Below are 23,897 nucleotides of genomic sequence, written 5' to 3'. Positions count from 1 at the left end.
CGCAAAGCCATTCCGTTGGCCAATTCTTTCCATTGCTTGACGGTCCAGGAAGGCGGCCCGTACACTCGCCCGCGAGTTTGCCGGGCCTCGCCGCAACCCATGCGGCGCCCGCCGTGAGTGTTCCCGTTGTGCCCCTTCGTCGGGCCCCCGTTGTGTCGCCGTTGTATTGCCGTCAAGCGCCGCGTACCGCCGCACGCTTATGCCGCCTTGAATTCCAACCGCAGGGAGTTGCCGTGCTCGAACGAGCGTTCCAGTTGTTCAACGATGAACCCGCCACCTCGCGCCGCCGCGTGGCCGGCATCTACGCCTTCCTGCTCGCGTTCAATGTTGCCGCCTGGGGCTGGGCCTTCGCGGTGTTTCACGACAAACCGGTGCTGCTCGGCACCGCGCTGCTCGCCTACACGTTCGGCTTGCGCCACGCGGTGGACGCGGACCACATCGCCGCCATCGACAACGTGACGCGCAAGCTCGTCGGCGCACGGCGCAATCCGCTGTGCGTGGGGCTGTTCTTTTCGCTGGGGCATTCCACCGTGGTGGTACTGATGTCGGTAGCCGTGGCCTGCGCGACCACACGCATCGCCGCGCAGTTTCCGCAGTTCAGGGCCGTGGGCGGCATGATTTCGACGGTGGTGTCGGCGTCGTTTCTGTTTCTGCTCGCGGCGGCCAATTTCGCGATTCTCAAGTCGGTGTATCGCACGTTTCGCGCGGTGCGGCGCGGTGGGGTGCTGGTGGAGGAGGATCTCGACCTGCTGCTCGCGCAGCGTGGCTTGCTGGCGCGTATCTTCCGGCCGCTCTTCGGGCTCGCGTCGCGCAGCTGGCATCTGTATCCCATCGGATTCCTGTTCGGGCTCGGCTTCGATACCGCCACGGAGGTCGCGCTCTTCGGTATCTCCGCGGCCCAGGCCTCGGACGGTCTCTCGTTCTGGTCGGTCATGGTCATGCCGGTGCTTTTCACGGCGGGCATGTCGCTGGTCGATACGACCGACGGCATCCTCATGACGGGCGCCTATCGCTGGGCGTTCGTGCGGCCTATCCGCAAGCTCTACTACAACCTGACGGTGACGTTCGTTTCGGTGGTGGTGGCGGTGGCGATTGGCGGCGTGGAGGTGCTCGCGCTGGCCGCCGACAAGCTCGCGCTCAAGGGGCCGTTCTGGGACACGCTCGCGTTGGCCTCCGAAAACTTCGGCCTTGTCGGCTACTTCGTGATCGGCCTGTTCGTGCTGTGCTGGCTGGTGTCGGCGCTCGTGTACCGCCTGAAGCGCTACGACGAGATCGAGGTGAAGATAGCCGGGTGAGCCCGAGCGGGGCGGTCATGCCAGACCTCCGCTCGTGCCGGGTGTTGCCGGGTGTTGCCAGATGTTGCCGGGTGATGCCAGATGAGCGATGCCACATGAGCGACGCCAGATGGGGGACGCCCGGCGAGGGAAATACGGCGGGAAGGCGGCAGCCTACGGCTGTTGCCGACTTTCGTCGCGCTGCTTGCGCACGGCGTCTTCGAGCATGCGCGTGATGTCCTTGAACGCGTCGCGCAACGCGACGTAAATGTCTTCGTTGCGCTCGCTGTTCGAGACGATTTCGCGGCCCGGAATCGTGAGGTCGATGCGCACGTTGAACTGCTTGCCCTGGCTCTTGTGCTTCTCCTCCAGGATCAAACTGACGCGGCAGCGCATGATGTCCGGATAGATGCCGTCGAGCTTTTCGGCATGCCGGGTCACGGCGTCTTCCACGGCATCGGAGCGGTCCACGCCCTGAAACGAAATGTCCAAAGGTAGTTTCATTGTTTCGGTCACTCGAAGGTTGTCGTTGCTGGTCGCCGCTCGACCGTCGACGTCAGTCGCAGCGTGCGTGACCGATACGCTAACCGCCGCCGCCGCGGCCGGATTGACGTGCGTCAATTCCTCGAAGAACCGTGCCGATAGGGTTACGGAAAGGGTGGCCCGGGCGGTTGTCCGCGGTCGTGGCTGCGTTGCCGGTCCGGACGCAATGATCCGGATCACATGGGCGAGCCACCCCGGCAGCCTGTTTGCATGACGATGACGACGCGCACGACAGCGCGCGTGACAACGAGGAGTGAATCATGACCGCATTGGACCCACGCCAGATGGAAACCCTGCGCACGTTGCTGGTGGAGCGCGAGCGAACGGTTCGCGCGGATATCGGGTCGCGCGAGGCGCATCGCGCGGACGAACCCTACGCGGACATGGCCGGCAGCGCGCCCGACGAGGGCGACGAGTCCTCAGCGGACCTGTTCGCCGACATCGACCACGCGGTGATCGACCTGCATCTGGCGGAGCTTCGCGAAATCAAGGCGGCGCTGGCGCGCATGGACGACGGCAGCTATGGCACGTGCAGCGGCTGTGGCGAGCCGGTGGGTGAGGAGCGGCTTCTTGCTTGCCCGACAGCCACGCGATGCGCGCACTGCCAGGCCGTGCACGAAAAGACCTTCGGGCCGCAGGTGACGCGCGGTTTTTGAGACCGGCTTTTGAGACCGGCCGGTGAGCCGACCTGGTGAAGCGAGCGTTTGAACCAACACGGCGACCGCCCGGTGCTCGATGCGCCGACACATCACCGTTCGCGTGGGGGCGTTGCGAAGCGGGCAATCGAAGTTGGCATCGAGCGGCCTGCCGGAATGAACGCATGGACGAAGAAACTACACGGCCTGCGTTGCGGGGCCGCGACAGGAGCGGGCCGCACAGACGCCGCAGCGCCCGCGCAGCCCGCCGTCACGCCGCCACGTTGCTACTGACCGCTCTGGTTCGGGCTATTCATATCGTTGCTCTCGCCGCGATAGTTGTCGCTGTTCGAGCGACCCATGCGGGAATGGTTCGGTGGTGTGGCCCCGGTTCCCGTGCCCATGCCGCCGCCCGTGCCGGTCACGCCCGGCGAGCCGTAGCCGCTGTCGGTCGGGCTGGTGCCTGAGCGGCCCATCGTCCCCGCACCCGGCGACGTGCCCGGTGTAGCCACACCGCCCGCACCGCCGGTCGTGCCGCCACCCGCGCCCACCCCTGCGCTGCCACCTGATCCACCGCCACCCGCGCCCGCGCTGCCGGCACCGCCTGCGCCGGCACCACCGCCCGCCTGAGCGAATGCGCCGCCCGCGAACGTGGCCACCGCGATCGATACGAGCATTCTCTTCACTGAAGTCTTCATGATCGAATTCCTCCCGAAAGTCGTAGACGAATTGCGCGTCCTAATCGAGGACATGCATGCAGAGAGTCCGCAAGGCCCGTGCCGCGACGAAGTGGCCGGGCGCTGCGCGGCGGGGCTGCAGGCTTGTGCGAGGCCGCTTGAAAGAGGCGCGCGAGGGATAGAGGAATCGACACGGGGGGACGTTCGAAGCTAACGGGGTACGGACCGGTCTCCCCGCCGCGATCTGTTCCGATCACCGATCGTCGATGGCGTGGCGCAACGCCTCCGCCTATGCCGCTCTGTCCGCCTGTTCGCCGCGCAACCGCTGCAGGGCGTGGAGCGCTTGGAGCGCTCGCGTGCGTGCATGCTGATGATCGACCATCGGCAACGGATAGCTCTCGCCGAGCCGCACCGATGCGGCCTCTAGTTGCGCCGGCTGCGCGCGCCACGGTGCGTGGATCGATGCATCGGGTAACCGCGCCAGTTCCGGCACCCAGCGCCGCACGTAGTCGCCTTCGGGATCGAACTTCTGCCCCTGCAGGACGGGATTGAAAATCCGGAAGTACGGCGCGGCGTCGGCGCCGGTGCCCGCGACCCATTGCCAGCTCGCGGGGTTGCTGGCTTCATCGGCGTCCACGAGCGTGTCCCAGAACCAGGCTTCGCCCGCCCGCCAGTCCATGAGCAGGTGCTTGACGAGAAACGACGCCGCCACCATGCGCACGCGGTTGTGCATCCAGCCCGTGTGCCACAGCTCGCGCATGCCGGCGTCGACGAGCGGATAGCCGGTCGTGCCGCGCTGCCAGGCGTCCAGCGATTCAGGGTCGTCGCGCCACGGCATGGCATCGAACTGACGCCGGAAGTTCACGCGATCGAGCGGCGCGAAATGGTAGAGCAGGTGGTACGAAAACTCGCGCCAGCCCAGCTCGTCGAGAAACTTGTCGAGGCTTGCCGCAATAGGCGAGGCTGCGCGGTACGCGTCTGCCTCTGCCTGACAATCTGCTCGAGGGCCGGCGTGACTGGCCTCCAGCGCCGCGTACCACACCTGCCGCACCGAGAGATTGCCGAAGCGAAGATACGGCGACAGCCGGCTCGTGGCCTGCGCGCCCGGCGTGTCGCGGCCGATGGCGTAACCGGCGAGCGTGTCGGCGAGAAATTGCTGGAGCCGGCGCTGTCCCGCTTCTTCGCCGCATTGCCAGGTGTCGCGCAATCCGCCCGCCCAATCGGGCGCGCACGGCTGAAGTTTCAGGTCCGGGAGCGCCTTCACGCGCGAGGTGACGTGCTCCGGCACGCGAAAAAAGTCGATACGCCCTGGGGCTGGGCGGGGCAACTCCGGCGCATAGTCGTGCCGCGCCGCGCGCCAGTACGCCCCGAATACCTGGAACGGTTGACCGCCGCGGGTGGTGACGGTCCATGGCTCGCGCAGCAGGTGTCCGTTGAAGGTGAACACCTCGATGCCGCGCGCTTTCAGCGCCGACTTGATGGCGGCGTCCGTCTTGCGCTGCGCGGCCGAATAGCGGCGGTTCCAGCACACCTTGGCCGCGCCGGTCTGCGCGACGAACGTTTCGATGACCTCCTGTTCGGGGCCGTACAGCACGGTCAGTCCGCCACCGCGCGCTGCCAGCGCGGCATCGAGTTCGCGCAGCGATTCGTGCAGCCACCAGCGCACGGCGCCGCCTGGCGCACGCGCATCGTGCGGCTCAGGATCGTAGACATAGACGCAGACAACGGGATGGCCGCTCGCCGCGGCGTATTCCAGCGCGGGATGGTCCGCGAGACGCTGGTCGTCGCGAAACCAGACGACAACGGGCGGTTGCGAAGGGCGAGGCGAGCGGGACGGCATCGGCGGGTGGGGAGGTGAATATGTGTGACAGTTTATCCGATTGCGTGACGAGTATCGGGTATATCAATCAGAGTGAATCGGAAGATACGGGATTAAGTCTTGCAATGTCACGAGAATGCGTTTCAAAAGAGGTTCGTGCGCTATCATCCCTTTCCACGGGCATGAAGCTCACCCACGTCCTTAACGAATCAGGAGACCGCATGAAGACAAAGGCCAAGCTGGCGGCGGCCACATCCCGTAGCAATAAGGAACGCGTGAGCCAAACGGACGGCGGGCACCGCTACCGCAGCGGCGAAGCGGCGCGGCTCGCGAACATGCCGCCTACGACGCTGCGCATGTGGGAACGGCGCTACGGCGTGATTGGTCCGTTGAAGAGCGAGTCGGGGCAGCGTCTGTATTCGGAGGACGACGTGCGCCGGCTCGTGCTGCTGAAGGCGCTCGTGCGGCAAGGGCATGCCATCGGTTCGGTGGCGCGCCTCGCTCGCAATCAGCTGGAAGCGCTCTTGCAGACGCGGCCGGGCGGCACCGTGGCGTCCACTCAGGCCGTGCACGACGAGTCGGGACAGCGCGTGCGCATTGCAACGGTAGGCGCTGCGATCTCGCGTCGGCTGCGGGCCGCGCTCGAACAGACGCAGCGCGCCGACGCCGTGGAACGGCTCGACTTCTCAGACCTGACCGAGGTCGGCGCGGCCGCGGGCAAGGGCGCGGCGGCGGATGCACTCGTCATCGACGTGCTTTCGCTCACCCGCGAAATGGCTGCACAAGTGCTGGAGATGCGCGACCGCCTGCATGCGCGGATGGCTGCCGTCAGCTACGCATACGGCAACGCGCAGGCGACTGAAACGCTGCGCATGGGCGGCGTGCGGTTGTATCGCGCACCGATGAGTGCCGTGGAAATGCGCCAGCTCGCGGGCGACCTCTACGCGGGCGGCAAGGGCGAAGCGCCCGTGGGTCTGGAGAGCAACGGCGTGCGTGCGCCGCGCCGTTTCGATGACGAAGCGCTGGAACGCGTGATGGCTCAGTCGTCGTCGGTGGTGCGCTGCGAATGTCCGCAGCACCTGGGCGAACTGATCATGCGTCTGGACGCCTTCGAGCGCTATAGCGACGACTGCACCTCGCGATCGGTGGACGACGCCGTGCTGCATCGGCACCTGGGCAACGTGGCGAACCAGGCGAGAGCCATGCTCGAAGCCGCGCTCGAGCGGGTCGTGGCTGCCGAGGAAACACGAGGCGGACCGCAGGCGTCATGAGTCGTACTCGCCTGCAAGCGCATCGGCATTGCGCTGCAGCCCCTTGAAAATGGTCTCGGCCACGCGCGGCGGGAAGCCTGACGGTAACGCCGCGCCCACTTCGGCGATGACCGCCGGTGTTCTCTCGATGATCGGCGCGATAAGCGACGTCGCGTTCTCACCGTAGAAGCAGCGCCGGGCCATCTCGTCCAGATGTGCGCGGCGGATCTCCTGCATGCGGTAGCGGGGGTGATTGCCGGGAACGGCCATGGCGAGGCGCGCCTTGTACCAGGACCACTGGCTGCCGCCGTCGCCTTCAACCGGCCAGATCGACATCACGTCGTAGAGCGGCGTGAGCGCGAAGGCGCCGCGCGCCAGCAGGTGGAGGCTGAAATTCTTCGCGTGGCCGTCCGGTGCGGCCAGCATCCAGAACAGAATCTGTGCGCCCAGCAGCGTTTCGATGTCCTTCAGCCCGTTCGCGGATTGCCGAAGCCGGTCGGCAATCTGCACGAGTCCCGGCCCGCCGTCGCGCTGGTATTTCAGATGAGGCGGCAGGCCCAGCGCCTGGCAGAAATCCTCCTGCGGAAGACGCAGCAACGTCTTGCCGTCCGGCGTGAAGCGCCGGTCGAAGCGCGCCACGGCGAGCACCTTCTGGCTGCCGAACTGAAGCATCTCCGTGGATGCAACGGGCAGCCCGTAGGCGCCCAGAATGCGCATGCAGAGCCACTCGTTTTCAACCGATGCCTGCATGTCCACCTTGCGGCCGCCAATTAACCCGAGCGGCAGCTTGAAGATATGAGTGGTGGGCGTAGCGCCGTGCGGGAGCATCCATTTGCCCTCGTAGCGCAGAAAGGCCGTCTTCTCCTGTGCGCCGGCAAGCGAAATGCGGAAGTCGTCCGGGTCCTGATCCGCCGGTGCGCGGCCGGGGTTGGGCGATACCGTGTCGAGCAGGTGACGCTCGATGGCGGCCTCGTCCACCACGCGCCCGCTGACGGTGTCCCAACCGTCGGACGTCGCGTTCGCGGGAAGAATCTGCAACGCCCCGATACAGTCGCGGCCGATGGCCTCCAGCAGGTCGAACGCGTCGAGCGACGGCGTCTTGAAGCGCGCGCCGATGCGCTGGCGAATGGCTTCGTTGTCCGGCAGCAGATTCTCGAAGAAGTTGCGCACGCGATCGCCGCGCAGCGGCGTGGTGTCGACGCCGAACGGCAGCGAGAGCGAGAGCGGACGGCCGAGCGGCGAGGACATCCAGCCGGCGTCGTACTGGAACTCCATGGCACCGCTGGCCGGGTTGCGCCACTCGCCGATGCGCGCGCCGTTGGCCCAGACCGAGAGTGCGCGGGTATGGGTAGGACGGCCCATGGTCACCACGCCGTCGCGCCTGGCTCGCCGCGGCTCGCCACTTCGAGCTGGAGGTCGTAGAGCGCGGTCATGGCGAGCAGTTGCGCGACGGTGACGGTGGCCGCCCCCTTCTCGAGTTCGGACACGCGGTTCTGGCTGAGCCCGAGCCGAATGCCGGCCTGAGCCTGCGAGAGCCCCTTCGCCCGCCGTGCGCTGCGCAGAATCTGCCCGACTTGCTCTGATGTGGTGATGAGTTGCCGCATGGGAGGAAATATCGCTAATGTCGATAAACGCAGTATATCGGCATTAGCGATAAATTCAAGATATCGGCATTGGCGATATTTCAGGAATATCGGAATGACCGATAGCCGCCATCCGGCGTATCCGCTCAATCCGACGGTGCGTGCCAGTACACGTCCAGTCCCATCAGCGTGGTCAGCATGTTCGCGGCTTCCTTCATTTTTTCGCCGACCTCGGCAATCGACGGCACGGGCGCGTTGTCGATGCGCTCGATATAAGGCGTCGTCAACGACGCGATGGCGTGTCCGTCGCGGCCGAACACCGGGTAGGCGAGGTTGCGCACGCCCTTCACCTGGCGGCTCGGCATGCGCGCGAAACCGCGCTGCCGGATGAGGTCGAGTTCATGCGCAAGCGCCGGCGCATCGACTTCGAGTTCGCCATCCACGGGCACGTGCAGGGCGAGCATGCGCTCGCGCTCAGTCGGATCCTGGAACGCCATCAGCACCTGGCCCGATGCCGTGTCCGTCATGCCGATGAGCGTGCCCACCTTCAGCGAGAAACCCCAGCGCTCGGGGCTTTCCACTCCCGCCACGATGATTACGCGCCCCGCCTGATAGACGCACAGATGAAACGACTGCCGCACCTCGTTCGCGAGTTGCGTCAGCAGCGGCAACGCCGTGGACACGAGCGAACGCACGGGTTGATGCCGGTGCGCGAGCCGAAACAGCAGCAGTGAGAGCGCGTAGCGTTCGCCGTTCGCAATCAGGTAGCCGCGGGTCTCCAGCGTCACGACCATCCGGAAGATTTCGTTCGTCGTGCGGCCAAGCGCGCGGCCAAGCTCGACGAGCGACAGGCCCTCGGGATGGTTGGCCAGCAGTTCGATGATGTCGAGGCCCTTTTCGAGAGCCGGTGCCGAGTAGCGCGTCGTGTCCAACGTAGTGTCCTTCGCAGATGCCGGGGAAAGGTTCGGATGTCGCCCGGGGTCGATTGTAGTGCCGCACCGCGGGCCGCCGGAGCCGATACACCGATGCGCAAGCACGCCGAGGGGGGCGGGAAAACACCGACCATCATTTTATGTATGAAAGAGAATTTTATAAATAAAATATGGCGAAAGGTATCGGGCAAAGTGCAGAGGCAAAGCGCAGAGGCAAAGCGCAGAGGCAAAGCGCAGAGGCGCAGCCGGGGTCGCGACGCATCGTGCGCCCGGTCCGTTGCAGACGCAGTTCCGCTGGAGGAGACGCACGCATGGCCGAGGTGGTGTTCGAGCAGGTTCAGAAGTCGTTCGGCGCGGTGCCGGTGCTCAAGCGCATCGACCTGACCGTGCGCAATGGCGAGTTTCTCGTGCTGGTGGGCCCGAGCGGATGCGGCAAGTCCACGCTGCTGCGGGCGCTGGCGGGCCTCGATGGCGTGACGCACGGGCGCATCCTGATCGACGGGCGCGTGGTCAACAGCTTGCCGCCCAAGGAACGCGACATCGCGATGGTGTTCCAGAACTACGCGCTCTATCCGCATATGAGCGTGCTGGAAAACCTCACCTTCGCGCTGAAGCTGCGCGACCTGAAACCGCAAGAGATCGATGCGCGCGCCCGCGAAGCCGTGGCGATTCTCGGGCTGGAAGGTGTGCTGGACCGTTATCCGCGCCATCTGTCGGGCGGGCAGCGGCAGCGCGTGGCGATGGGCCGGGCGATCGTGCGCGACCCGAAGGTCTTTCTGTTCGACGAACCGTTGTCGAATCTGGATGCGAAGCTGCGCGTGCAGATGCGTGCCGAAATCCGCGCGCTGCACCAGCGGCTCAAGGCCACCACCGTGTACGTGACGCACGATCAGATCGAGGCGATGACCATGGCCGACCGCATCGTCGTGCTGAACGGCGGGGCCATTGAACAGATCGGCGCTCCGCTCGACCTGTACGACGATCCCGACAACCTGTTCGTCGCGGGCTTCATCGGCTCGCCTGCCATGAACCGCCTCAGCGGCATCTATGAGCGCACCGGCGAGGGCGCGCGGGTGCGTATCGGCGACAGCGCGCTGGCCGCGCCGGTGGTGGCAGCGGCCTCGGGGCAGCGTGTGACCGTGGGCGTGCGGCCCGAGCATCTGGTGCCGCATCGGGCGTCCGACACGGCCGGCAGTCTGCCATTTTGCGTCGACGTGGTGGAACCCACGGGCGCGGCAACCGAACTGTTCGGCACGATTGCGAGCGAGCGGTGCTGCGTGCTGGTGAACGGCCGCGCTGCCTTGAAGCCGGGCAATGTCACGACGCTGCACGCGGCGCCGGAGCACGTGTATCTGTTTGACGAGGAAAGCGGCCGACGTCTTCGTTGACGGGGCCACCCTGCGTGCCGGCGCGAGTCGCAAGGGCAACGCGGAGCGACAGGAACACCCGGAACAGCGAAGCGGTACGACGCATGGCATGACAACCCGCAACAGCAAAGCCGTCGCGGCACGACGGCCAACACAAGGAGACGCAACATGTCGGGCTGCAACAGGAGGAAGGCTGCGCACGGTGCGATCGTGCGGGCGGTGGTGTCGGTACTGGCGTTGGCGGGCATTGTCGCTGCCGGCGCGGCGCATGCCGACAACGAATACAAGGGCTACACGCTGCGCGTAAAGCTGATAGGCGGCGTGCAGTACGAGGCGCTCTATACGCGTATTCCGCTGTGGGAAAAGCAAACCGGCGCGAAGGTGGAAATCGTGTCGCGCAAGAGCCATTTCGAGCTCGATCGCGAACTGAAGCAGGACATCGCGTCGAATCACATCGACTACTGCGTATCGTCGAATCACACCAACTTCGCCGCGCAGTATCCGATCTTCCGTGACCTGACGGGCCTTTTCCCCGCGGACTATCTCGCGCAATTTGCGCCGAGCCTGCTCAAGCAGTCGGAAGTGAAGGGGCATCTCGTGCAGATTCCGCGCTCGACGGACATCGAGGCGCTCTACTACGACAAGACCGTCTTCGACGATCCCGCCACCCAGGCCGCGTACCGCAAGCAGTTCAACGAAGCGCTGGCGCCGCCGAAAAATTTCGTTGAATTCGCGCAGCAGGCGAAGTTCTTCACGAAGGCGCCCGGCTTCTACGGCACGCAATTCCCCGGCAAGGACGAGGCGCTGACCGGCACCTTCTATTCGCTGCTTGTCGCGAACGGCGGCCAGTTGCTCGACGCGAAAATGCGGCCCGTGTTCAACTCGCCCGCGGGCGTGAAGACGCTCGACTGGTTCGTCGACCTCTACAAGGCCGGCGCGGTGCCGAAGGGCGCGCCGAACTACGTCTGGGACGACCTGGGCAACAACTTCGCTGCGGGCAAAGTGGCGCTGGACATGGACTGGCCGGGCTTCGCGTCGTTCTACAACGACCCGAAGACCTCGAAGCTTTCGGGCAACGTCGGCGTGGTGCGCGCACCGCTCGGTGCGGCCGGCAAGCGGCCGGGCTGGTCGGGCTCGCACAGTTTCTCGATCACGAAGACATGCAACCGGCCCGACATCGCGGCGAGCTTCATCGAGTTCCTGACAAGCCATGATTCGCAGATGGTGGAGGCGCGCCTCGGCACCATTCCGTCGCGGCTCGACGCGCAGCGCGACGCTGTGAAGGAGTTTCAGGCGAAGCACGACGACTACATGGCGAACGCGATCGCCGTGTTCAGTGCCGCGGCGAAGGACGATTCGTTCACGCCGCCGCGCATCGCGCAGTGGAACGAGATCTCCAACGCGCTGTGGCCCGAACTGCAGAAGGCGATTATCGGCGACAAGAGTTCGAAAGCGGCGCTCGACGATGCCGCGAAAAAAGTCTCGGACATCATGCAGGACGCGGCCCAGGACGAGTGACCGATCGATCTGACTGATCTCACCTGCCGCCAAATGGCGAACCTCGAACGACAGGACGGCGACGACATGCACCCCGGCAATTCACCGCTCACACGGCGCGCGCTTTACGCGCCACAGGTCGTGCGCGAGCGCTTGTCGCTGCCCGCGAAGCTGCTGTTGCCGGCGTTTCTTTCGGTCGCGATCGTCGTCGTGCTGCCGCTGCTGTTTTCGCTGTACACGAGCTTTACGTCGTACCGGCTCACGGATCCGGCTACGCTCACGCACTTCATCGGCTGGCGCAATTACGCGCGTGCGCTTGCCAACGGCGACTTCTGGTCGGCGTTCGGCCGCACGGTGCTGTTTCTCACGGTCGCGTTGAACCTGGAGATGCTGCTGGGCCTCGGCATCGCGTTGCTGCTGAACCGCGTAACGGCAGGGCAGCGCGCGCTGCGCACCGTGATGATGTTCCCGATGATGTTTTCGCCGGTGCTGGTCGGGTTCCAATTCAAGTTCATGCTGAACGACAGCACCGGCGTGATCAATCATCTGCTCCAGTCGGTGTTCGGCATGGAGACGTCGGTGCCGTTTCTCGTCAATGAGCACCTGGCGCTCGCCTCGCTGATCGTTGCGGAAGTGTGGAACTCGACGCCCGTGTTCGCCGTGATCCTGCTCGCGGGGCTCATGGCGCTGCCGAAAGATCCCGTCGAGGCGTCGAAGGTGGACGGCTGCACACCGTGGCAGACCTTTCGCTACGTGACGCTGCCGTACCTCATGCCGTTCATCTATATCGCGATGACCATCCGCTCGCTCGACGTGGGCCGCGCCTACGACATCGTGCGGATCATGACGAACGGCGGCCCCGGAGGCCGCACCGAACTGCTGTGGACCATGGTGGGCCGCATCGCCTACGACGACTCGCACATGGGCTACGCGAACGCGATCGGCTACGTGTCGGTGCTCGTGTCGATTCTCTTCACGCTGTACTTCTTTCGCAAACTCAATGCCGCTCGGCGGCACATGGGACCGGCATAGATGAACGAGCCACAAGCTGCCCAACCCTTGCTCCTCGCATCGGCCCCGTTTCCGTGGGGCGCGGCCTTGAAGCGCTGCGCGCTGTGGGTGGGCGTATTCGCCGTGATGTGCGTGATCTGCCTGCCCGGGCTCTGGGTCGTGCTCAATGCGTTTCGCCCGAACGTGGCGATTCTCTCCAACGAGTCGCCGTTTGTGGCGAGCAGCTACACGCTCGACAACTTCCGTGCGATGTTCGGCTTCGGCGCCATGGCGTCACTGCCCATCGCGAAGTACTTCGTGAATTCGCTGATCATTTCGAGCGTCAGCACGGCCGCGGCGCTCGTGATCGGCGTGCTGGGCGGCTATGCGTTCGCGCGCTTCGAGTTCCGCCGCAAGAACGTGCTGTTCGTGCTGCTCATGTTGACGCGGGCCATTCCCGGCATCGCGCTCTCGCTGCCTATCTTCATGCTGTGGGCCTGGACCGGGCTGCTCGACACGCGCCTTGGCGTGATCGTGGTCTACCTCGCGATGAACGTGCCGTTCACGGTGTGGCTCATCGACGGGTTCTTTCGCGAAGTGCCGATCGAACTCTCGCAGGCCGCGCTGATCGACGGCTGCACGCGCTGGCAGGCGTTCTGGCGCGTGGAGTTGCCGCTTGCGCGTTCGGGTATCGCATCGGCCGGCATCTTTTCGTTCCTCACGAGCTGGAACGAATTCGCGCTCGCCACCCAGCTGTGCCGCAGCCCCGAAACCAAGACGCTGCCCGTGGGGCTGATGGACTACACCGCGCAGTTTTCGGTGGACTGGGCGGGCATGTGCGCGATGGCGGTGGTCATCATCGTGCCCGCCATCGTGCTGACGTTCATCGTGCAGAAACATCTGATCGCCGGGCTCACGCTGGGCGGCGTGAAAGGCTGAGACGCTGAGGCGCTGAGACGTTGCAGCGCCGGGCGACGCGGCGTGACCATTCCCGTTCGGAGACGAATGTCCATGACAAGAATCGATGCGGTCGAAATCCGCCAGGTAGATCTGCAGCCGAAGGTCAAGCGCACCGACGCGATCCAGTCGTTCGTCGTGCAGGAAACCGTGCTCGTGACGATTCGCTGCGACGACGGCAGCAGCGGAACCGGCTATACGTACACCATCGGCACCGGCGGGTCGTCGGTGGTCGCGCTGCTGAGCGATCACCTGGCGCCGCGCATCATCGGCCGCGACCCGGCTGCGTTCGAGGCGATCTGGCGCGACCTGCTGTTTCATACGCACGCGACCGCGGTGGGCGCGATCACGAGCCTCTCGCTGGCCGCCATCGATACCGCGCTGTGGGACCGCAACACGCGCGTCGCAGGTGTGCCGCTGTGGGTTGCGGCAGGCGGTGCGAAACCGCGCACGAAAACGTATTCCACGGAGGGCGGCTGGCTTCACCTGTCGACGCAAGAACTCGTCGAGCAGACATTGCAGGCGCGCGCGGACGGTTTTCGCGGCGCGAAGCTGAAAGTGGGGCGGCCGCACGTTTCGGAGGACGTGCGTCGCCTCGAAGCCGTGCGCGAAGCCGTGGGCGAGGGCTTCGAGCTCATGACCGACGCCAATCAGGGCTTCACGTTTCAGGAAGCGCTGCGGCGCGCGCACGCATTCGAGCCGTTTCGCCCTGGCTGGCTCGAGGAGCCGATGCCCGCGGAGAACGTGGATGCGCATCGCCGGCTCTCGCTTGCGACGAGCGTGCCGGTCGCCGTGGGCGAGTCGCTGTATCACCTGGGCCAGTTCGGCGAATACGTGAAGGCCGATGCCTGCGCGATCGTGCAGGCCGACGTCGCCCGCGTGGGCGGCATTACACCGTGGCTGAAGGTTGCGCATATGGCCGAGGCACTCAACCTCGACATCTGTCCGCACTTTCTGATGGAACTGCACGTGAGCCTGTGCGCGGCGGTGCCGAACGCGAGCTGGCTGGAGTACATTCCGCAACTGGATTCGTTGACGACGAACCGCGTGCGTATCGAAGACGGTCACGCCTATGCCCCGGACGAACCGGGCCTTGGCATCGAGTGGGACTGGGACGCGGTTCGCGCGGCCGCGCATGTGGAATTCACCGTCGACGCATCGAACCTGCAAACCGCATAGAGAGGACGCATGCGAAAGATGGCGATGGTGGTGGGAATCCGGCCGGAACAGATCGCGGAGTACCGGCGGTTGCACGCGCAAGTGTGGCCCGCGGTGCTCGAACGGATCCGGCAAAGCAACATACGCAACTACTCGATCTTCCTGCGCGAGCCGGAAAACCTGTTGTTCGGCTACTGGGAATACCACGGCGACGACTTCGCCGCCGACATGGCCGCAATGGCCGCCGACCCCGAGACCCAGCGCTGGTGGACGCTGACCGACCCGTGCCAGATGCGCCTTGCCGGAACGCCCGAAGGCGAGCAGTGGGCGATGATGGAACAGGTTTTCGACCTCGATCCGCAAGACTGAAACGCCCGCGCGGGGCATGTCGAAGCGCGTCGAATCCACTAACCCGATCTCACCGCGCTTGCGCATGCCGGCAAGCGCCTTCTGCCTCCTCCCTTCCTGAGACGCGATGTCTCATCCCGGCAGACCGCCCGATGCGCGGTCTGCCGGCTCCAGCTCGCCCATTTGTTCCCGCGGCCGACAAGTTTGAGCCATATCAACAGGTACGAGCCGTGAAATCCACAGCATGAACGGATACCGGCACGACCGTTTTCGCCACGCCGCGCAGGGTGCGTGCGCACGTTTGCGGGCGAGCAAGGGCGGTGCGGGCAACGCAGCACAACGCGAAACAACGTGGAGTGACGTCATGAAAGCCAGGCTTCATGGCCGGCGGCATCGCCGCGCGACCCGGTGGTTCCATGCGCTCGTCTTGAGCTTCGCCTTTGCGACCGCCGTGACGTGGCTGGGCGCTACCTACGATCATCCCGTGGATGCCGCGATCGTGGCCGGCATGAACGCGCCCGAATGCGCGAGCGTGCAGGCGATACCGGCCGGCTCGCTGTTCGCGTCCCGCGAACCGGAGAGCGCCGTTTGCCGGTCCTTTTTCCGCTATCGCGTGTCGTTTGCGGACGCCGCACACGACGCGCCGTCCTACCAGGCGCGCGTGCTCCAGCAGCGCGTCGAAGAGTTCTGGCTCCTGATCGGCTACGTCCTTGCCCTGTGGTTCGTGGTCGTCTGCCTGATCGCGGCCGCCGCGCTGGTCCTGAGGAAGATCGTGCGGCACACGAACCTCCATCATCCATAACGAAAGGGCTCGTTCTCCATGTCCCTCACCCTGCCTGTCCCCGCAGACCGCCTGCGCCGTGTCTGCGACCCGCAACAATTCAGCTTTGCAACCACGGCCGATCTGCCCGATCCGCCGGATATCGTCGGTCAGCAACGTGCCGTGGACGCCATTCGCTTCGGCATCGAAATGGCCCACGACGGCTATAACCTCATCGTGCTAGGGCCGTCGGGCTCGGGCAAGCACACGGTGCTCGAGCAGTTTCTGAAGCAGCGCGCGAGGACGCAGCCCGCGCCGGACGGCTGGTGCTACGTCAACAACTTCGCCCAGCCGCACAAGCCGCGTGCGCTTCGTATGCCGCCCGGCCGCGCGAGCAAATTGCAGCGGGACATGTACCAGCTCGTGGAAGAGCTGCGGCTCGCCATTCCCGCATCGTTCGAAAGCGACGCGTATCGCGCGCGGGCCGAACAGATCGACTCCGAATTCGCCACGCTCCAGGAGAAGGCCTTCACCACGCTGGGCGACGACGCGGCCGAACAGAACGTGGCGCTCGTGCGCACGCCGCTCGGTTTTTCGCTTGCGCCCATGCACGACGGGGAAACGTTCAGCGAAAAGGAATATCAGGAGCTTGCGCAGGAACGGCGAAGCGCCTTCGACACGGCGCTTGCCGCGTTGCAGGAGCGGCTCGAGCGGCTGCTGCGCCAGGTGCCCGTCTGGCAGAAGGAGCGGCGTGAACGGCTGCGCGCGCTGAACCGCGAGGTCGCCATGGCCGCGGTGGCGCATCTCGTGGACGAGGTCCGGCAACGCTATGCCGATCTGCCGCACGTGCTGACGTATCTCGATGCCGTGCAACTGGACGTGCTCGACAGCGTCGACGAATTCCGCAAAGGCCCGGACGGCGATGCGGCCCCGGGCAACGAATCGTTCTCGCGCTATCAGGTCAACGTGCTGCTCGACCACGAGGGCGACGCCGGCGCGCCGGTCGTGTTTCAGGACTTCCCGTCCTACCAGAACCTGATTGGCCGGGCGGAGCATCGGGCGCTGCTCGGCACGCTCGTCACCGACTTCACGCTCATCAAGCCAGGCGACCTGCATCGCGCGAACGGCGGCTATCTGCTGCTCGAAGTCGACAAGGTGCTGCGTCAGCCCTTTGCCTGGGAAGGGCTGAAGCGCGCGCTCTTCAAGCACGAGATCCGCATCGAATCGCTCGCGGAAATGTACAGCATGGTCAGCACCGTTTCGCTGGAGCCCGAGCCGGTGCCGCTCGACGTGAAGGTGATCCTGTTTGGCGAGCGCTGGCTCTATTACCTGCTTTACGAACTGGACCCCGACTTTTGCGAGCTGTTCAAGGTGCCCGCCGATTTCGAAGACGACCTGCAGCGCGACGGCCCAAGCCAGATGCTTTACGCGCGGCTCATTGCTTCGGTGGCGCGGCGCCAGCACCTGCTGCCGCTCGATGCCGGTGCCGTGGCGCGCGTGATCGAACAGCAGGCGCGCCACGCGGGCGACGCCGAAAAGCTCTCGCTGCACATGCGCACGCTCGTCGACCTGCTGCGCGAATCGGACTACCGGGCGCGCGAGCGGGGCGCCGCGGTGGTGGCGCGCGAAGACGTGCAGCGTGCGCTCGACACGCAGGTGGCACGCTGCGACCGCGTCCGCTCGCGCCTCGCGGAAGAGACGTTGCGCGGCACGCTGCTCATCGACAGCAGCGGGGCGCGGCCGGGCCAGGTCAACGGTCTGTGGGTGGCCGAAATGGGCGGCTTCACCTTCGGGCACCCCGCGCGCATCACGGCGCGCACCCACGCGGGCGAGGGGCAGGTCATCGACATCCAGCGCGAGGCGAAGCTGGCGGGCGCGGTGCACTCGAAGGCGGTGCTCATCCTGTCGTCGTTTCTCACGGCACGTTATTGCGGCGACCAGCCGGTTCCGCTCGCCGCGAGCCTCACGTTCGAGCAGACCTACGGCCAGGTGGAGGGCGACAGTGCATCCGTGGCAGAGCTGTGCGCGCTGCTTTCCTCGCTCGCGGATGTGCCCGTGAAGCAGTCGCTGGCCGTGACGGGATCGGTGAACCAGCATGGCGAGGTGCAGGCGATCGGCGGGGTCAACGAGAAGATCGAAGGGTTCTTCGATCTGTGCCGTGCGCGCGGACTGACCGGCGAGCAGGGCGTGATCATCCCGCAGGCCAACGTGAAGCACCTGATGCTGCGCGAGGACGTGGTGGAAGCCGCGGCCGCGGGGCAGTTCCACATCTACGCGATTGCAACGGTGGATGAAGCGATCGGACTGCTGACGGGCTTACCGGCAGGCGAAGCCGATGCGCAGGGCAATTTCCCGGCGCAAAGCGTGAATGCGCGCGTGTGCGCCAAGCTGGCCGCTTTCGCCGAAGGCCGGCGTGCTCTCGTCCTGCATCCGTCCTACGCCTTCACCACGCGAAAACGCTGGAGGTCGTTACCGGTCGGCCATACGCTCGCGGCGGCCAAGCCGCGCGGGGAGGGCGGCAGGGGACGCTGAGGGCGCTGATAGCGTGGAAAGCGCACAAGCGAGCGTCACACCGAGGCGAAACAGGGTTTGTCAGGATGCGGCCGGTCGTTCTATTTGACGATAAAAAAGCAGAGAGGCTGAGATTGGCGGCGCAAGCAGCGCTCGCACGAAGCCTGGAACGACCTGCAACGAACCGCATGATGGCCTGGGGTGGCCGGCGATGAAAGGGCTCAACGAAATTTTCACGACGGTGCAGTCGCATCTGCTGACGCAAGGGGCCATTTCCGAGGACGAAAGCGGCAGTTGCCGACTTCGCGGACGCTACGGACACCGATGCGCCATCGGGGTACTCATCAACGACGAGTACTACAGCTACGCGTTGGAAGGTCTTGGGATCGGCTACTACACGGCGGGGCAGGACGGCCCGTTGCTGCACGCGTTGACGAGGTCGGGCGTGGACGCGTACGAACCGCGAGTCGCCGCGCTGCTGCGCGATCTTGAAGATTTGCACGATGCCGGGCAGGTGGCCGAGTGGCGGGCGCAACTCGACGAGATCGCGCGGCGGCACGCCATCGGCTGCGCAGGGCTGCCTGGCTGACCGCCGAACCTGACGAACCTCACGGAACCCGACGAACCACCGCGGCATGCCGGCGTGATTCCGGCATGCATCTCCTGTTGCGCGCGCAACCCGCGCAACCAGCCAGACGGCGGCCGGGCGCCGCCGCGCGCATGCCGAAAATTGCCTCAGCCCAGGGAAAACCACGGCGCGCAAGGCAGGGATTTCCGCCTGCCGCGTAAGAAGTCAGTCAGCATCCGTGGCGAGAATGAGGCGTCCCATGCAGAACAATCGAGGAGACCTCAAATGGACGATCCCCTGATCGCAAAGATCCAGGCGCACCCCGGGTACGCCGAACTGAAACGAAGGCGTAACGGCCTCGGGCTGCTGCTGATCACCCTGATGCTGCTCGTCTACTACGGCTACATCGCCCTTATCGCGTTCGACAAGTCGTTCCTCGCACGCCCCATCGGCACCGGCGTCACGACGGTTGGCATCCCCGTCGGCGTGGCACTGATCGTCTTTACGGTCGTCATCACCGGCATCTACGTGCGCCGGGCCAACAGCGAATACGACCGCATGACGCAGGACATTCTCAGGGACGTTGCTAAATGAACAGGAAACATCTCATCAGCCTTGCCGCGTTCGCGGCCCTTTCGTGGACGGGCGTGGCGCTGGCTGCAGGCGGCGACGTCGGACAAACCACGCGGCAGGCCACCAACACGACGGCCATCGTTCTCTTTGCGCTCTTCGTATCCGGCACGCTCTGGATCACGAAGTGGGCCGCCTCGCGCACGCGCTCGGCCGCCGACTTTTATACGGCGGGCGGTGGCATCACCGGCTTCCAGAACGGCCTTGCCATTGCGGGCGACTACATGTCCGCGGCCTCCTTTCTGGGCATTTCCGCCGCGGTGATGACGAGCGGCTACGACGGGCTCATCTACTCGATCGGCTTCCTGGTGGGCTGGCCCGTCATCACGTTTCTGATGGCCGAACGCCTGCGCAACCTCGGGCGATTCACCTTCGCCGACGTGGCCGGCTACCGCTTCGCGCAGGGCCCCATCCGCACGTTCGCCGCTATCGGCACGCTCGTGGTGGTCGCGTTCTACCTGATCGCGCAGATGGTTGGCGCGGGGCAGCTCATCAAGCTGCTGTTCGGGCTCGACTACTGGGTGGCGGTCGTGATCGTCGGCGGTCTCATGATGGTCTATGTGCTGTTCGGCGGCATGACGGCGACCACGTGGGTGCAGATCATCAAGGCCTGTCTGCTGCTGGCCGGCGTCACGTTCATGGCCATCATGGTCATGTCGCAGTACGGCTTCAGCCCCGAAGCGCTGTTCGCGAAGGGCGTGGAAGTGAAGACGGCCATCGCCGCGGCAGCGGGCAAGTCGCCTGAAGAAGCGGCGAAGATCGGACGCTCCGTGATGGGCCCCGGCGGCTTCATCAAAGACCCCATCTCGGCCATCTCGTTCGGCATGGCGCTGATGTTCGGCACGGCAGGTCTGCCGCACATCCTGATGCGCTTCTTCACCGTTCCGGACGCGAAGGAGGCACGCAAGTCGGTGCTGTGGGCCACCACGTGGATCGGCTACTTCTACATCCTCATCTTCATCATCGGCTTCGGTGCGATTACGCTCGTGCTCACCAATCCGGAACTGGCGGACGTCGCGAAGGGCGTGATCAAGGGCGGGGCCGGTACGGCCAACATGGCGGCCGTGCTCGTGGCGAAGTCCGTGGGCGGCAACGTTTTCTACGGGTTCATCTCCGCTGTGGCATTCGCGACCATCCTCGCGGTCGTCGCGGGTCTCACGCTTTCGGGTGCGTCTGCGGTTTCGCATGACCTGTACGCGACCGTCTTCCGCGGCGGCAAGGCGGACAGCGCCGACGAACTGCGCGTGTCGCGCGTAACGACCGTAGTGCTCGGCATCGTGGCCGTCGTGCTCGGCATCGCGTTCGAGAAGCAGAACATCGCGTTCATGGTGTCGCTTGCGTTCGCTGTCGCGGCCTCGGCCAACTTCCCCGTGCTGTTCCTCTCCATGCTCTGGAAGGGCTGCACCACGCGAGGCGCGGTGATCGGCGGATTCCTCGGGCTGATTTCGTCGGTGGGTCTGACCATCGTGTCGCCTTCGGTGTGGGAAGCCACGCTGGGTTATCCGAAGGGTTCGGCGTGGTTCCCGTACACGTCTCCGGCACTCTTCTCGATGACCATCGGCTTCGTGGGCGTGTGGCTCTTCTCCGTGCTCGACCGCAGCGAGCGGGCAAAGCGTGAGCGCGAGTCGTTCGCTATTCAGCAGGTGCGCTCGGAAACCGGGCTGGGTGCCGCGCGCGCCTCCGGCCACTAAGCGTATTGCCGCAGAGCATTGCTGCAACGGTAGAGGCGTGCGGACCGCATGAGTTGTTTGAAGGCGGTCCGCACGTTTTTCGTCTGGACAGGCATCCATGCCGAACGCCTTCAATTTCGCCGCTTCGCCGTTCGACTGCCTGAACGAGGGCGAACGGCGCCTCGTGCGCGATAACGTCGATATCGCGTATTACGCGGAAAACGAGGCCATTCTCGAAGCGGGCGCCACGCCCGCGTATCTCTTCGTCGTAACCAAAGGGTGCGTCACGCAGTACGAAGGCGAGGAGGTCGTGGCGACCTACGGGCCGGACGACTGCTTCGACGGACGCGCCCTCGTGGCCGGCAAGTCGGGCAGCCGCTTCGTCGCGATCGAAGAGGTGCTCGCGTACCGCCTCGCACGCCAGACGGTAAAGGATCTGATTGCGTCCAACACCGGGTTTGGCGCGCTGCTTTTCTCGGATATCGGCAGGAAGCTCGGTGTCATCGCGCAGCGGCGCAGCCAGGAGGAGATGCAGTCGCTGCTGCTGGCTCGCGTCGACGCCGCGTTCATCCGGCCGGCGCATTTTGTCGACGCGGGTGCGGACGTGGTCTCCGTCGTCCGGCTTTTTCAGGAGCACAACGTGTCGAGCGTGCTGGTGCGCGACGACACCACCGCGCTGCCGCGGCTTGGCATCTTCACGCGCACGTCGCTGCAACGGGCGATTCTCGACGGCACGCCGCTGGACCGCTTGCCTGTGGGCAGGATGAGCGAATTCACGCTCGTCGCCGTGCCGGTTTCCTCGCAGATCGGCGACGCGCTCACCACGATGCTGCGCCACCGCGTTCATCGTCTCGTCGTCATGCGAGACAACGACGTGGTGGGTCTGCTCGAATCGCTCGACGTCTTCAGCTTTCTCGCCAACCATTCGTTCCTGCTGGCCGAGCAGATCGACATGGCGCGCGATCTGGACGCGCTTGCCCAGGCGGCGTCGAGCGTCACGCGCATGGTGTCGCTGCTGTTTCGGGGCGGCTCGCGTGTGGAACTGATCGCGCGCCAGGTGCAGGAAGTGAACGGGCGCCTGTTCGAACGCGCCTGGAAGATGATTGCGCCGCCTGACCTCGTCGCGAACAGCTGCCTGTTCGTCATGGGCAGCGAAGGGCGCGGCGAGCAGTTGCTCAAGACCGATCAGGACAACGCCCTGGTGCTGCGCGATGGATACAGCCCGCCCGCGGACCTGAACGCGATCGTCGCGCGGTTTTCCGATGCGCTCGCCGCGTTCGGTTATCCGCCGTGCCCGGGCGGCATCATGTTGAGCCGGCCCGACTGGTGCATGCCGGTGAGTGCGTTCGGCCGGCGCATCCGCGAGTGGCTCATCGCTCCGGATGCCGAAGGATTGATGAACCTGGCCATTTTTTTCGACGCGCGTGCCGTGTGCGGAGACGCCGCGCTGCTGGACCCGTTGCGGGCATCGCTGATCGAGTTCGCACTGGACAGCGAAGTCATGCTCGCGCGGTTTGCGTCGGCAACCGAGGCTTTCGGCAACACGCAGGGATGGTGGAACCGGCTGCTCACACTCGCCGACGCCGACCGCGGGCTGGACATCAAGAAGGAAGGCATCTTCCCGATCGTGCACGGCGTGCGCAGCCTCGCGCTCGCGTACCGGGTCACGCGCGAGACCGGTACGGTGCAACGGCTCGACGCCTTGATCGCTCATGACGCCGTGAGCGCGGACATGGCTTCGGAACTGACGGAGAGCCTGCATTTTCTGATGGGGCTGCGCTTGAAGGCCGGTCTCACGGAAATCGACGCGCACAGGCCCGTGTCGGGCGAAGTGCAGGTTGGGCATTTGTCGTCGCTGGAGCGCGACCTGCTCAAGGACGCGCTCGGCGTGGTGAAGCGGTTCAGGACGCTGCTGCGGCAGCGCTTCCGGACCGAGTTCCTGTGAGCGGAGCAGGGGCGTGACGCTCACATCCAGTGCCTGGCTGCAGCCGCTGCGCCGGCGATGGCTTGCGCGTCGGCTGAAGGATCCGGCCTACCACTTCATGTTCGAACCGCCGCCACCTGACGAATATGTTGCGCTGGACTGCGAAACAACCGGGCTGGACAGGCGCGCGGACGAAATCATTTCGATCGCGGCGGTCCGCATTGCCGGCAACGTGATCCTGACCAGCCAGCGATTCGAGATGCTGATCCGGCCCACACGGGACGTTTCGCGTGACAGCGTATGCGTGCACCGCTTGCGTTACAGAGACCTGGCCGATGGCGTGCCGGTTGCGCAGGCGCTGGCGGCGCTGCTGCGTTTCATCGGCAGCCGGCCTCTCGTGGGTTATTACCTCGAATTCGATCTGGCGATGCTCGACCGGGTGGCGGTGCCCATGCTGGGCATTGGTTTGCCGCAGCGCAGGATCGAGGTGTCGGCCATGTTCTACGACTACATGTTTCGCCGACTGCCGCCATGGCGCCAGCAAGGCGCGCCGGACATCGACCTGCGCCTTGCGACCATGATGGATGCGCTAGGGCTTCCCATGCGCAACGCGCACGATGCGCTCAACGATGCCGTAATGGCGGCGGAGGCGTTTTTGAAGCTGCGGCGGTGTGGATGAGGCAGGTTGGGGTTAGGTGCAGCGAACGCAGGACGTGGGATATGCAGGACGTCGGATGGACCGGAGTTGAGAGTTTCTCGTTCCCGGTCATTGAATTTACATAAGATAAATTATCGACATTTTTG

Annotated in this window: 22 protein-coding genes; 16 read left to right on the top strand and 6 right to left on the bottom strand. The window is 65.3% G+C overall.

All coding sequences use genetic code 11. From position 1 onward, the window contains the following. Nucleotides 1–233 precede the first annotated feature (233 nt). Complete coding sequence (locus PXJ20_RS25240) at nt 234–1,295, top strand: HoxN/HupN/NixA family nickel/cobalt transporter (protein WP_421032364.1); 1,062 nt, start codon at nt 234–236, stop codon at nt 1,293–1,295. A 153-nt stretch (nt 1,296–1,448) separates the two neighbouring features. Here PXJ20_RS25240 and PXJ20_RS25235 read toward each other — a convergent pair whose 3' ends face one another. Beyond that, a complete protein-coding gene (locus tag PXJ20_RS25235; protein WP_421032363.1) occupies nt 1,449–1,778 on the bottom strand; it encodes an HPF/RaiA family ribosome-associated protein in 330 nt (109 codons plus the stop codon). Between the two features lie 299 nt (nt 1,779–2,077). Between PXJ20_RS25235 and PXJ20_RS25230 the strand changes: the two genes are divergently transcribed. Beyond that, entirely contained in the window at nt 2,078–2,473 is a 396-nt protein-coding gene (locus tag PXJ20_RS25230; RefSeq protein ID WP_277599755.1) for a TraR/DksA family transcriptional regulator, read from the top strand. A gap of 266 nt (nt 2,474–2,739) precedes the next feature. On the opposite strand, the gene PXJ20_RS25225 is transcribed toward PXJ20_RS25230, so the two are convergent. Then, nucleotides 2,740–3,150, bottom strand: coding sequence for a hypothetical protein (locus tag PXJ20_RS25225; protein WP_421032362.1), 411 nt, complete (start codon nt 3,148–3,150; stop codon nt 2,740–2,742). Between the two features lie 268 nt (nt 3,151–3,418). Next, nucleotides 3,419–4,969, bottom strand: a complete 1,551-nt coding sequence (locus PXJ20_RS25220; RefSeq protein WP_421032361.1) for a cryptochrome/photolyase family protein — start codon at nt 4,967–4,969, stop codon at nt 3,419–3,421. 200 nt (nt 4,970–5,169) lie between these two features. Here PXJ20_RS25220 and PXJ20_RS25215 point away from each other — a divergent pair, with 200 nt between their 5' ends. Beyond that, complete coding sequence (locus tag PXJ20_RS25215) at nt 5,170–6,219, top strand: MerR family transcriptional regulator (protein ID WP_421032360.1); 1,050 nt, start codon at nt 5,170–5,172, stop codon at nt 6,217–6,219. Here the strand turns inward: PXJ20_RS25215 and PXJ20_RS25210 are convergent. The 3 genes from PXJ20_RS25210 to PXJ20_RS25200 form a co-directional block, all read right to left on the bottom strand. Then, a complete protein-coding gene (locus tag PXJ20_RS25210; RefSeq protein ID WP_421032359.1) occupies nt 6,214–7,560 on the bottom strand; it encodes a type II toxin-antitoxin system HipA family toxin in 1,347 nt (448 codons plus the stop codon). The genes PXJ20_RS25215 and PXJ20_RS25210 overlap by 6 nt on opposite strands. A 2-nt stretch (nt 7,561–7,562) precedes the next feature. After that, entirely contained in the window at nt 7,563–7,802 is a 240-nt protein-coding gene (locus PXJ20_RS25205; protein WP_042301760.1) for a helix-turn-helix domain-containing protein, read from the bottom strand. A 125-nt stretch (nt 7,803–7,927) separates the two neighbouring features. After that, nucleotides 7,928–8,713: an IclR family transcriptional regulator gene (locus tag PXJ20_RS25200; protein ID WP_199541939.1), complete on the bottom strand. Its 786-nt coding sequence runs from the start codon at nt 8,711–8,713 to the stop codon at nt 7,928–7,930. A gap of 311 nt (nt 8,714–9,024) precedes the next feature. Between PXJ20_RS25200 and PXJ20_RS25195 the strand changes: the two genes are divergently transcribed. The 13 genes from PXJ20_RS25195 to PXJ20_RS25135 all read left to right on the top strand — a co-directional run bounded on the left by PXJ20_RS25195 (nt 9,025) and on the right by PXJ20_RS25135 (nt 23,772). Then, nucleotides 9,025–10,101: an ABC transporter ATP-binding protein gene (locus PXJ20_RS25195; protein WP_421032358.1), complete on the top strand. Its 1,077-nt coding sequence runs from the start codon at nt 9,025–9,027 to the stop codon at nt 10,099–10,101. A 147-nt stretch (nt 10,102–10,248) separates the two neighbouring features. Then, nucleotides 10,249–11,598, top strand: coding sequence for an ABC transporter substrate-binding protein (locus PXJ20_RS25190; RefSeq protein ID WP_421032357.1), 1,350 nt, complete (start codon nt 10,249–10,251; stop codon nt 11,596–11,598). A gap of 66 nt (nt 11,599–11,664) precedes the next feature. After that, complete coding sequence (locus PXJ20_RS25185; RefSeq protein ID WP_421032670.1) at nt 11,665–12,609, top strand: carbohydrate ABC transporter permease; 945 nt, start codon at nt 11,665–11,667, stop codon at nt 12,607–12,609. Between the two features lie 66 nt (nt 12,610–12,675). Then, nucleotides 12,676–13,506, top strand: coding sequence for an ABC transporter permease subunit (locus tag PXJ20_RS25180; protein ID WP_026121720.1), 831 nt, complete (start codon nt 12,676–12,678; stop codon nt 13,504–13,506). A 72-nt stretch (nt 13,507–13,578) separates the two neighbouring features. Continuing rightward, nucleotides 13,579–14,703 (top strand): mandelate racemase/muconate lactonizing enzyme family protein, encoded by a 1,125-nt coding sequence (locus PXJ20_RS25175; protein ID WP_421032356.1) that lies wholly within the window; start codon nt 13,579–13,581, stop codon nt 14,701–14,703. A gap of 9 nt (nt 14,704–14,712) precedes the next feature. Continuing rightward, nucleotides 14,713–15,051: an L-rhamnose mutarotase gene (locus tag PXJ20_RS25170; RefSeq protein WP_026121721.1), complete on the top strand. Its 339-nt coding sequence runs from the start codon at nt 14,713–14,715 to the stop codon at nt 15,049–15,051. 343 nt (nt 15,052–15,394) lie between these two features. Further along, entirely contained in the window at nt 15,395–15,832 is a 438-nt protein-coding gene (locus tag PXJ20_RS25165) for a hypothetical protein (protein WP_126879612.1), read from the top strand. Nucleotides 15,833–15,850: 18 nt separating this feature from the next. Continuing rightward, nucleotides 15,851–18,322, top strand: coding sequence for a Lon protease family protein (locus PXJ20_RS25160; protein ID WP_421032355.1), 2,472 nt, complete (start codon nt 15,851–15,853; stop codon nt 18,320–18,322). A gap of 190 nt (nt 18,323–18,512) precedes the next feature. Continuing rightward, nucleotides 18,513–18,890: a hypothetical protein gene (locus PXJ20_RS25155; RefSeq protein ID WP_421032354.1), complete on the top strand. Its 378-nt coding sequence runs from the start codon at nt 18,513–18,515 to the stop codon at nt 18,888–18,890. A gap of 264 nt (nt 18,891–19,154) precedes the next feature. Further along, nucleotides 19,155–19,463: a DUF485 domain-containing protein gene (locus PXJ20_RS25150; protein ID WP_017776099.1), complete on the top strand. Its 309-nt coding sequence runs from the start codon at nt 19,155–19,157 to the stop codon at nt 19,461–19,463. After that, nucleotides 19,460–21,190 carry a cation acetate symporter gene (locus tag PXJ20_RS25145; protein WP_017776100.1) on the top strand — a complete coding sequence of 577 codons (1,731 nt, stop codon included), beginning with the start codon at nt 19,460–19,462 and terminating at the stop codon, nt 21,188–21,190. The genes PXJ20_RS25150 and PXJ20_RS25145 overlap by 4 nt, the downstream gene beginning before the upstream one ends. Nucleotides 21,191–21,287: 97 nt before the next feature. Beyond that, on the top strand, nt 21,288–23,114 hold the full coding sequence (locus PXJ20_RS25140; RefSeq protein ID WP_421032353.1) for a DUF294 nucleotidyltransferase-like domain-containing protein: 1,827 nt from the start codon (nt 21,288–21,290) through the stop codon (nt 23,112–23,114). A gap of 13 nt (nt 23,115–23,127) precedes the next feature. Further along, nucleotides 23,128–23,772, top strand: coding sequence for a 3'-5' exonuclease (locus PXJ20_RS25135; protein WP_421032352.1), 645 nt, complete (start codon nt 23,128–23,130; stop codon nt 23,770–23,772). Nucleotides 23,773–23,897 lie beyond the last annotated feature (125 nt).

Origin of the sequence: Paraburkholderia sp. A1RI_3L (genome assembly GCF_048957895.1) — a bacterium.
GTDB lineage: Bacteria > Pseudomonadota > Gammaproteobacteria > Burkholderiales > Burkholderiaceae > Paraburkholderia > Paraburkholderia kururiensis.
Note: the sequence above shows the minus strand (reverse complement) of the source record. Positions and strands in the feature narration are given on the sequence as shown.

What these genes read in the sequence shown, in the direction of transcription:
- PXJ20_RS25205 (WP_042301760.1), bottom strand. Translation starts at nt 7,802, where the DNA reads ATGCGGCAACTCATCACCACATCAGAGCAAGTCGGGCAGATTCTGCGC.
- PXJ20_RS25220 (WP_421032361.1), bottom strand. Translation starts at nt 4,969, where the DNA reads ATGCCGTCCCGCTCGCCTCGCCCTTCGCAACCGCCCGTTGTCGTCTGG.
- PXJ20_RS25150 (WP_017776099.1), top strand. Translation starts at nt 19,155, where the DNA reads ATGGACGATCCCCTGATCGCAAAGATCCAGGCGCACCCCGGGTACGCC.
- PXJ20_RS25215 (WP_421032360.1), top strand. Translation starts at nt 5,170, where the DNA reads ATGAAGACAAAGGCCAAGCTGGCGGCGGCCACATCCCGTAGCAATAAG.
- PXJ20_RS25175 (WP_421032356.1), top strand. Translation starts at nt 13,579, where the DNA reads ATGACAAGAATCGATGCGGTCGAAATCCGCCAGGTAGATCTGCAGCCG.
- PXJ20_RS25140 (WP_421032353.1), top strand. Translation starts at nt 21,288, where the DNA reads ATGCCGAACGCCTTCAATTTCGCCGCTTCGCCGTTCGACTGCCTGAAC.
- PXJ20_RS25195 (WP_421032358.1), top strand. Translation starts at nt 9,025, where the DNA reads ATGGCCGAGGTGGTGTTCGAGCAGGTTCAGAAGTCGTTCGGCGCGGTG.
- PXJ20_RS25190 (WP_421032357.1), top strand. Translation starts at nt 10,249, where the DNA reads ATGTCGGGCTGCAACAGGAGGAAGGCTGCGCACGGTGCGATCGTGCGG.
- PXJ20_RS25235 (WP_421032363.1), bottom strand. Translation starts at nt 1,778, where the DNA reads ATGAAACTACCTTTGGACATTTCGTTTCAGGGCGTGGACCGCTCCGAT.
- PXJ20_RS25230 (WP_277599755.1), top strand. Translation starts at nt 2,078, where the DNA reads ATGACCGCATTGGACCCACGCCAGATGGAAACCCTGCGCACGTTGCTG.
- PXJ20_RS25160 (WP_421032355.1), top strand. Translation starts at nt 15,851, where the DNA reads ATGTCCCTCACCCTGCCTGTCCCCGCAGACCGCCTGCGCCGTGTCTGC.
- PXJ20_RS25170 (WP_026121721.1), top strand. Translation starts at nt 14,713, where the DNA reads ATGCGAAAGATGGCGATGGTGGTGGGAATCCGGCCGGAACAGATCGCG.
- PXJ20_RS25225 (WP_421032362.1), bottom strand. Translation starts at nt 3,150, where the DNA reads ATGAAGACTTCAGTGAAGAGAATGCTCGTATCGATCGCGGTGGCCACG.
- PXJ20_RS25210 (WP_421032359.1), bottom strand. Translation starts at nt 7,560, where the DNA reads ATGGGCCGTCCTACCCATACCCGCGCACTCTCGGTCTGGGCCAACGGC.
- PXJ20_RS25185 (WP_421032670.1), top strand. Translation starts at nt 11,665, where the DNA reads ATGCACCCCGGCAATTCACCGCTCACACGGCGCGCGCTTTACGCGCCA.
- PXJ20_RS25165 (WP_126879612.1), top strand. Translation starts at nt 15,395, where the DNA reads ATGAAAGCCAGGCTTCATGGCCGGCGGCATCGCCGCGCGACCCGGTGG.
- PXJ20_RS25155 (WP_421032354.1), top strand. Translation starts at nt 18,513, where the DNA reads ATGAAAGGGCTCAACGAAATTTTCACGACGGTGCAGTCGCATCTGCTG.
- PXJ20_RS25145 (WP_017776100.1), top strand. Translation starts at nt 19,460, where the DNA reads ATGAACAGGAAACATCTCATCAGCCTTGCCGCGTTCGCGGCCCTTTCG.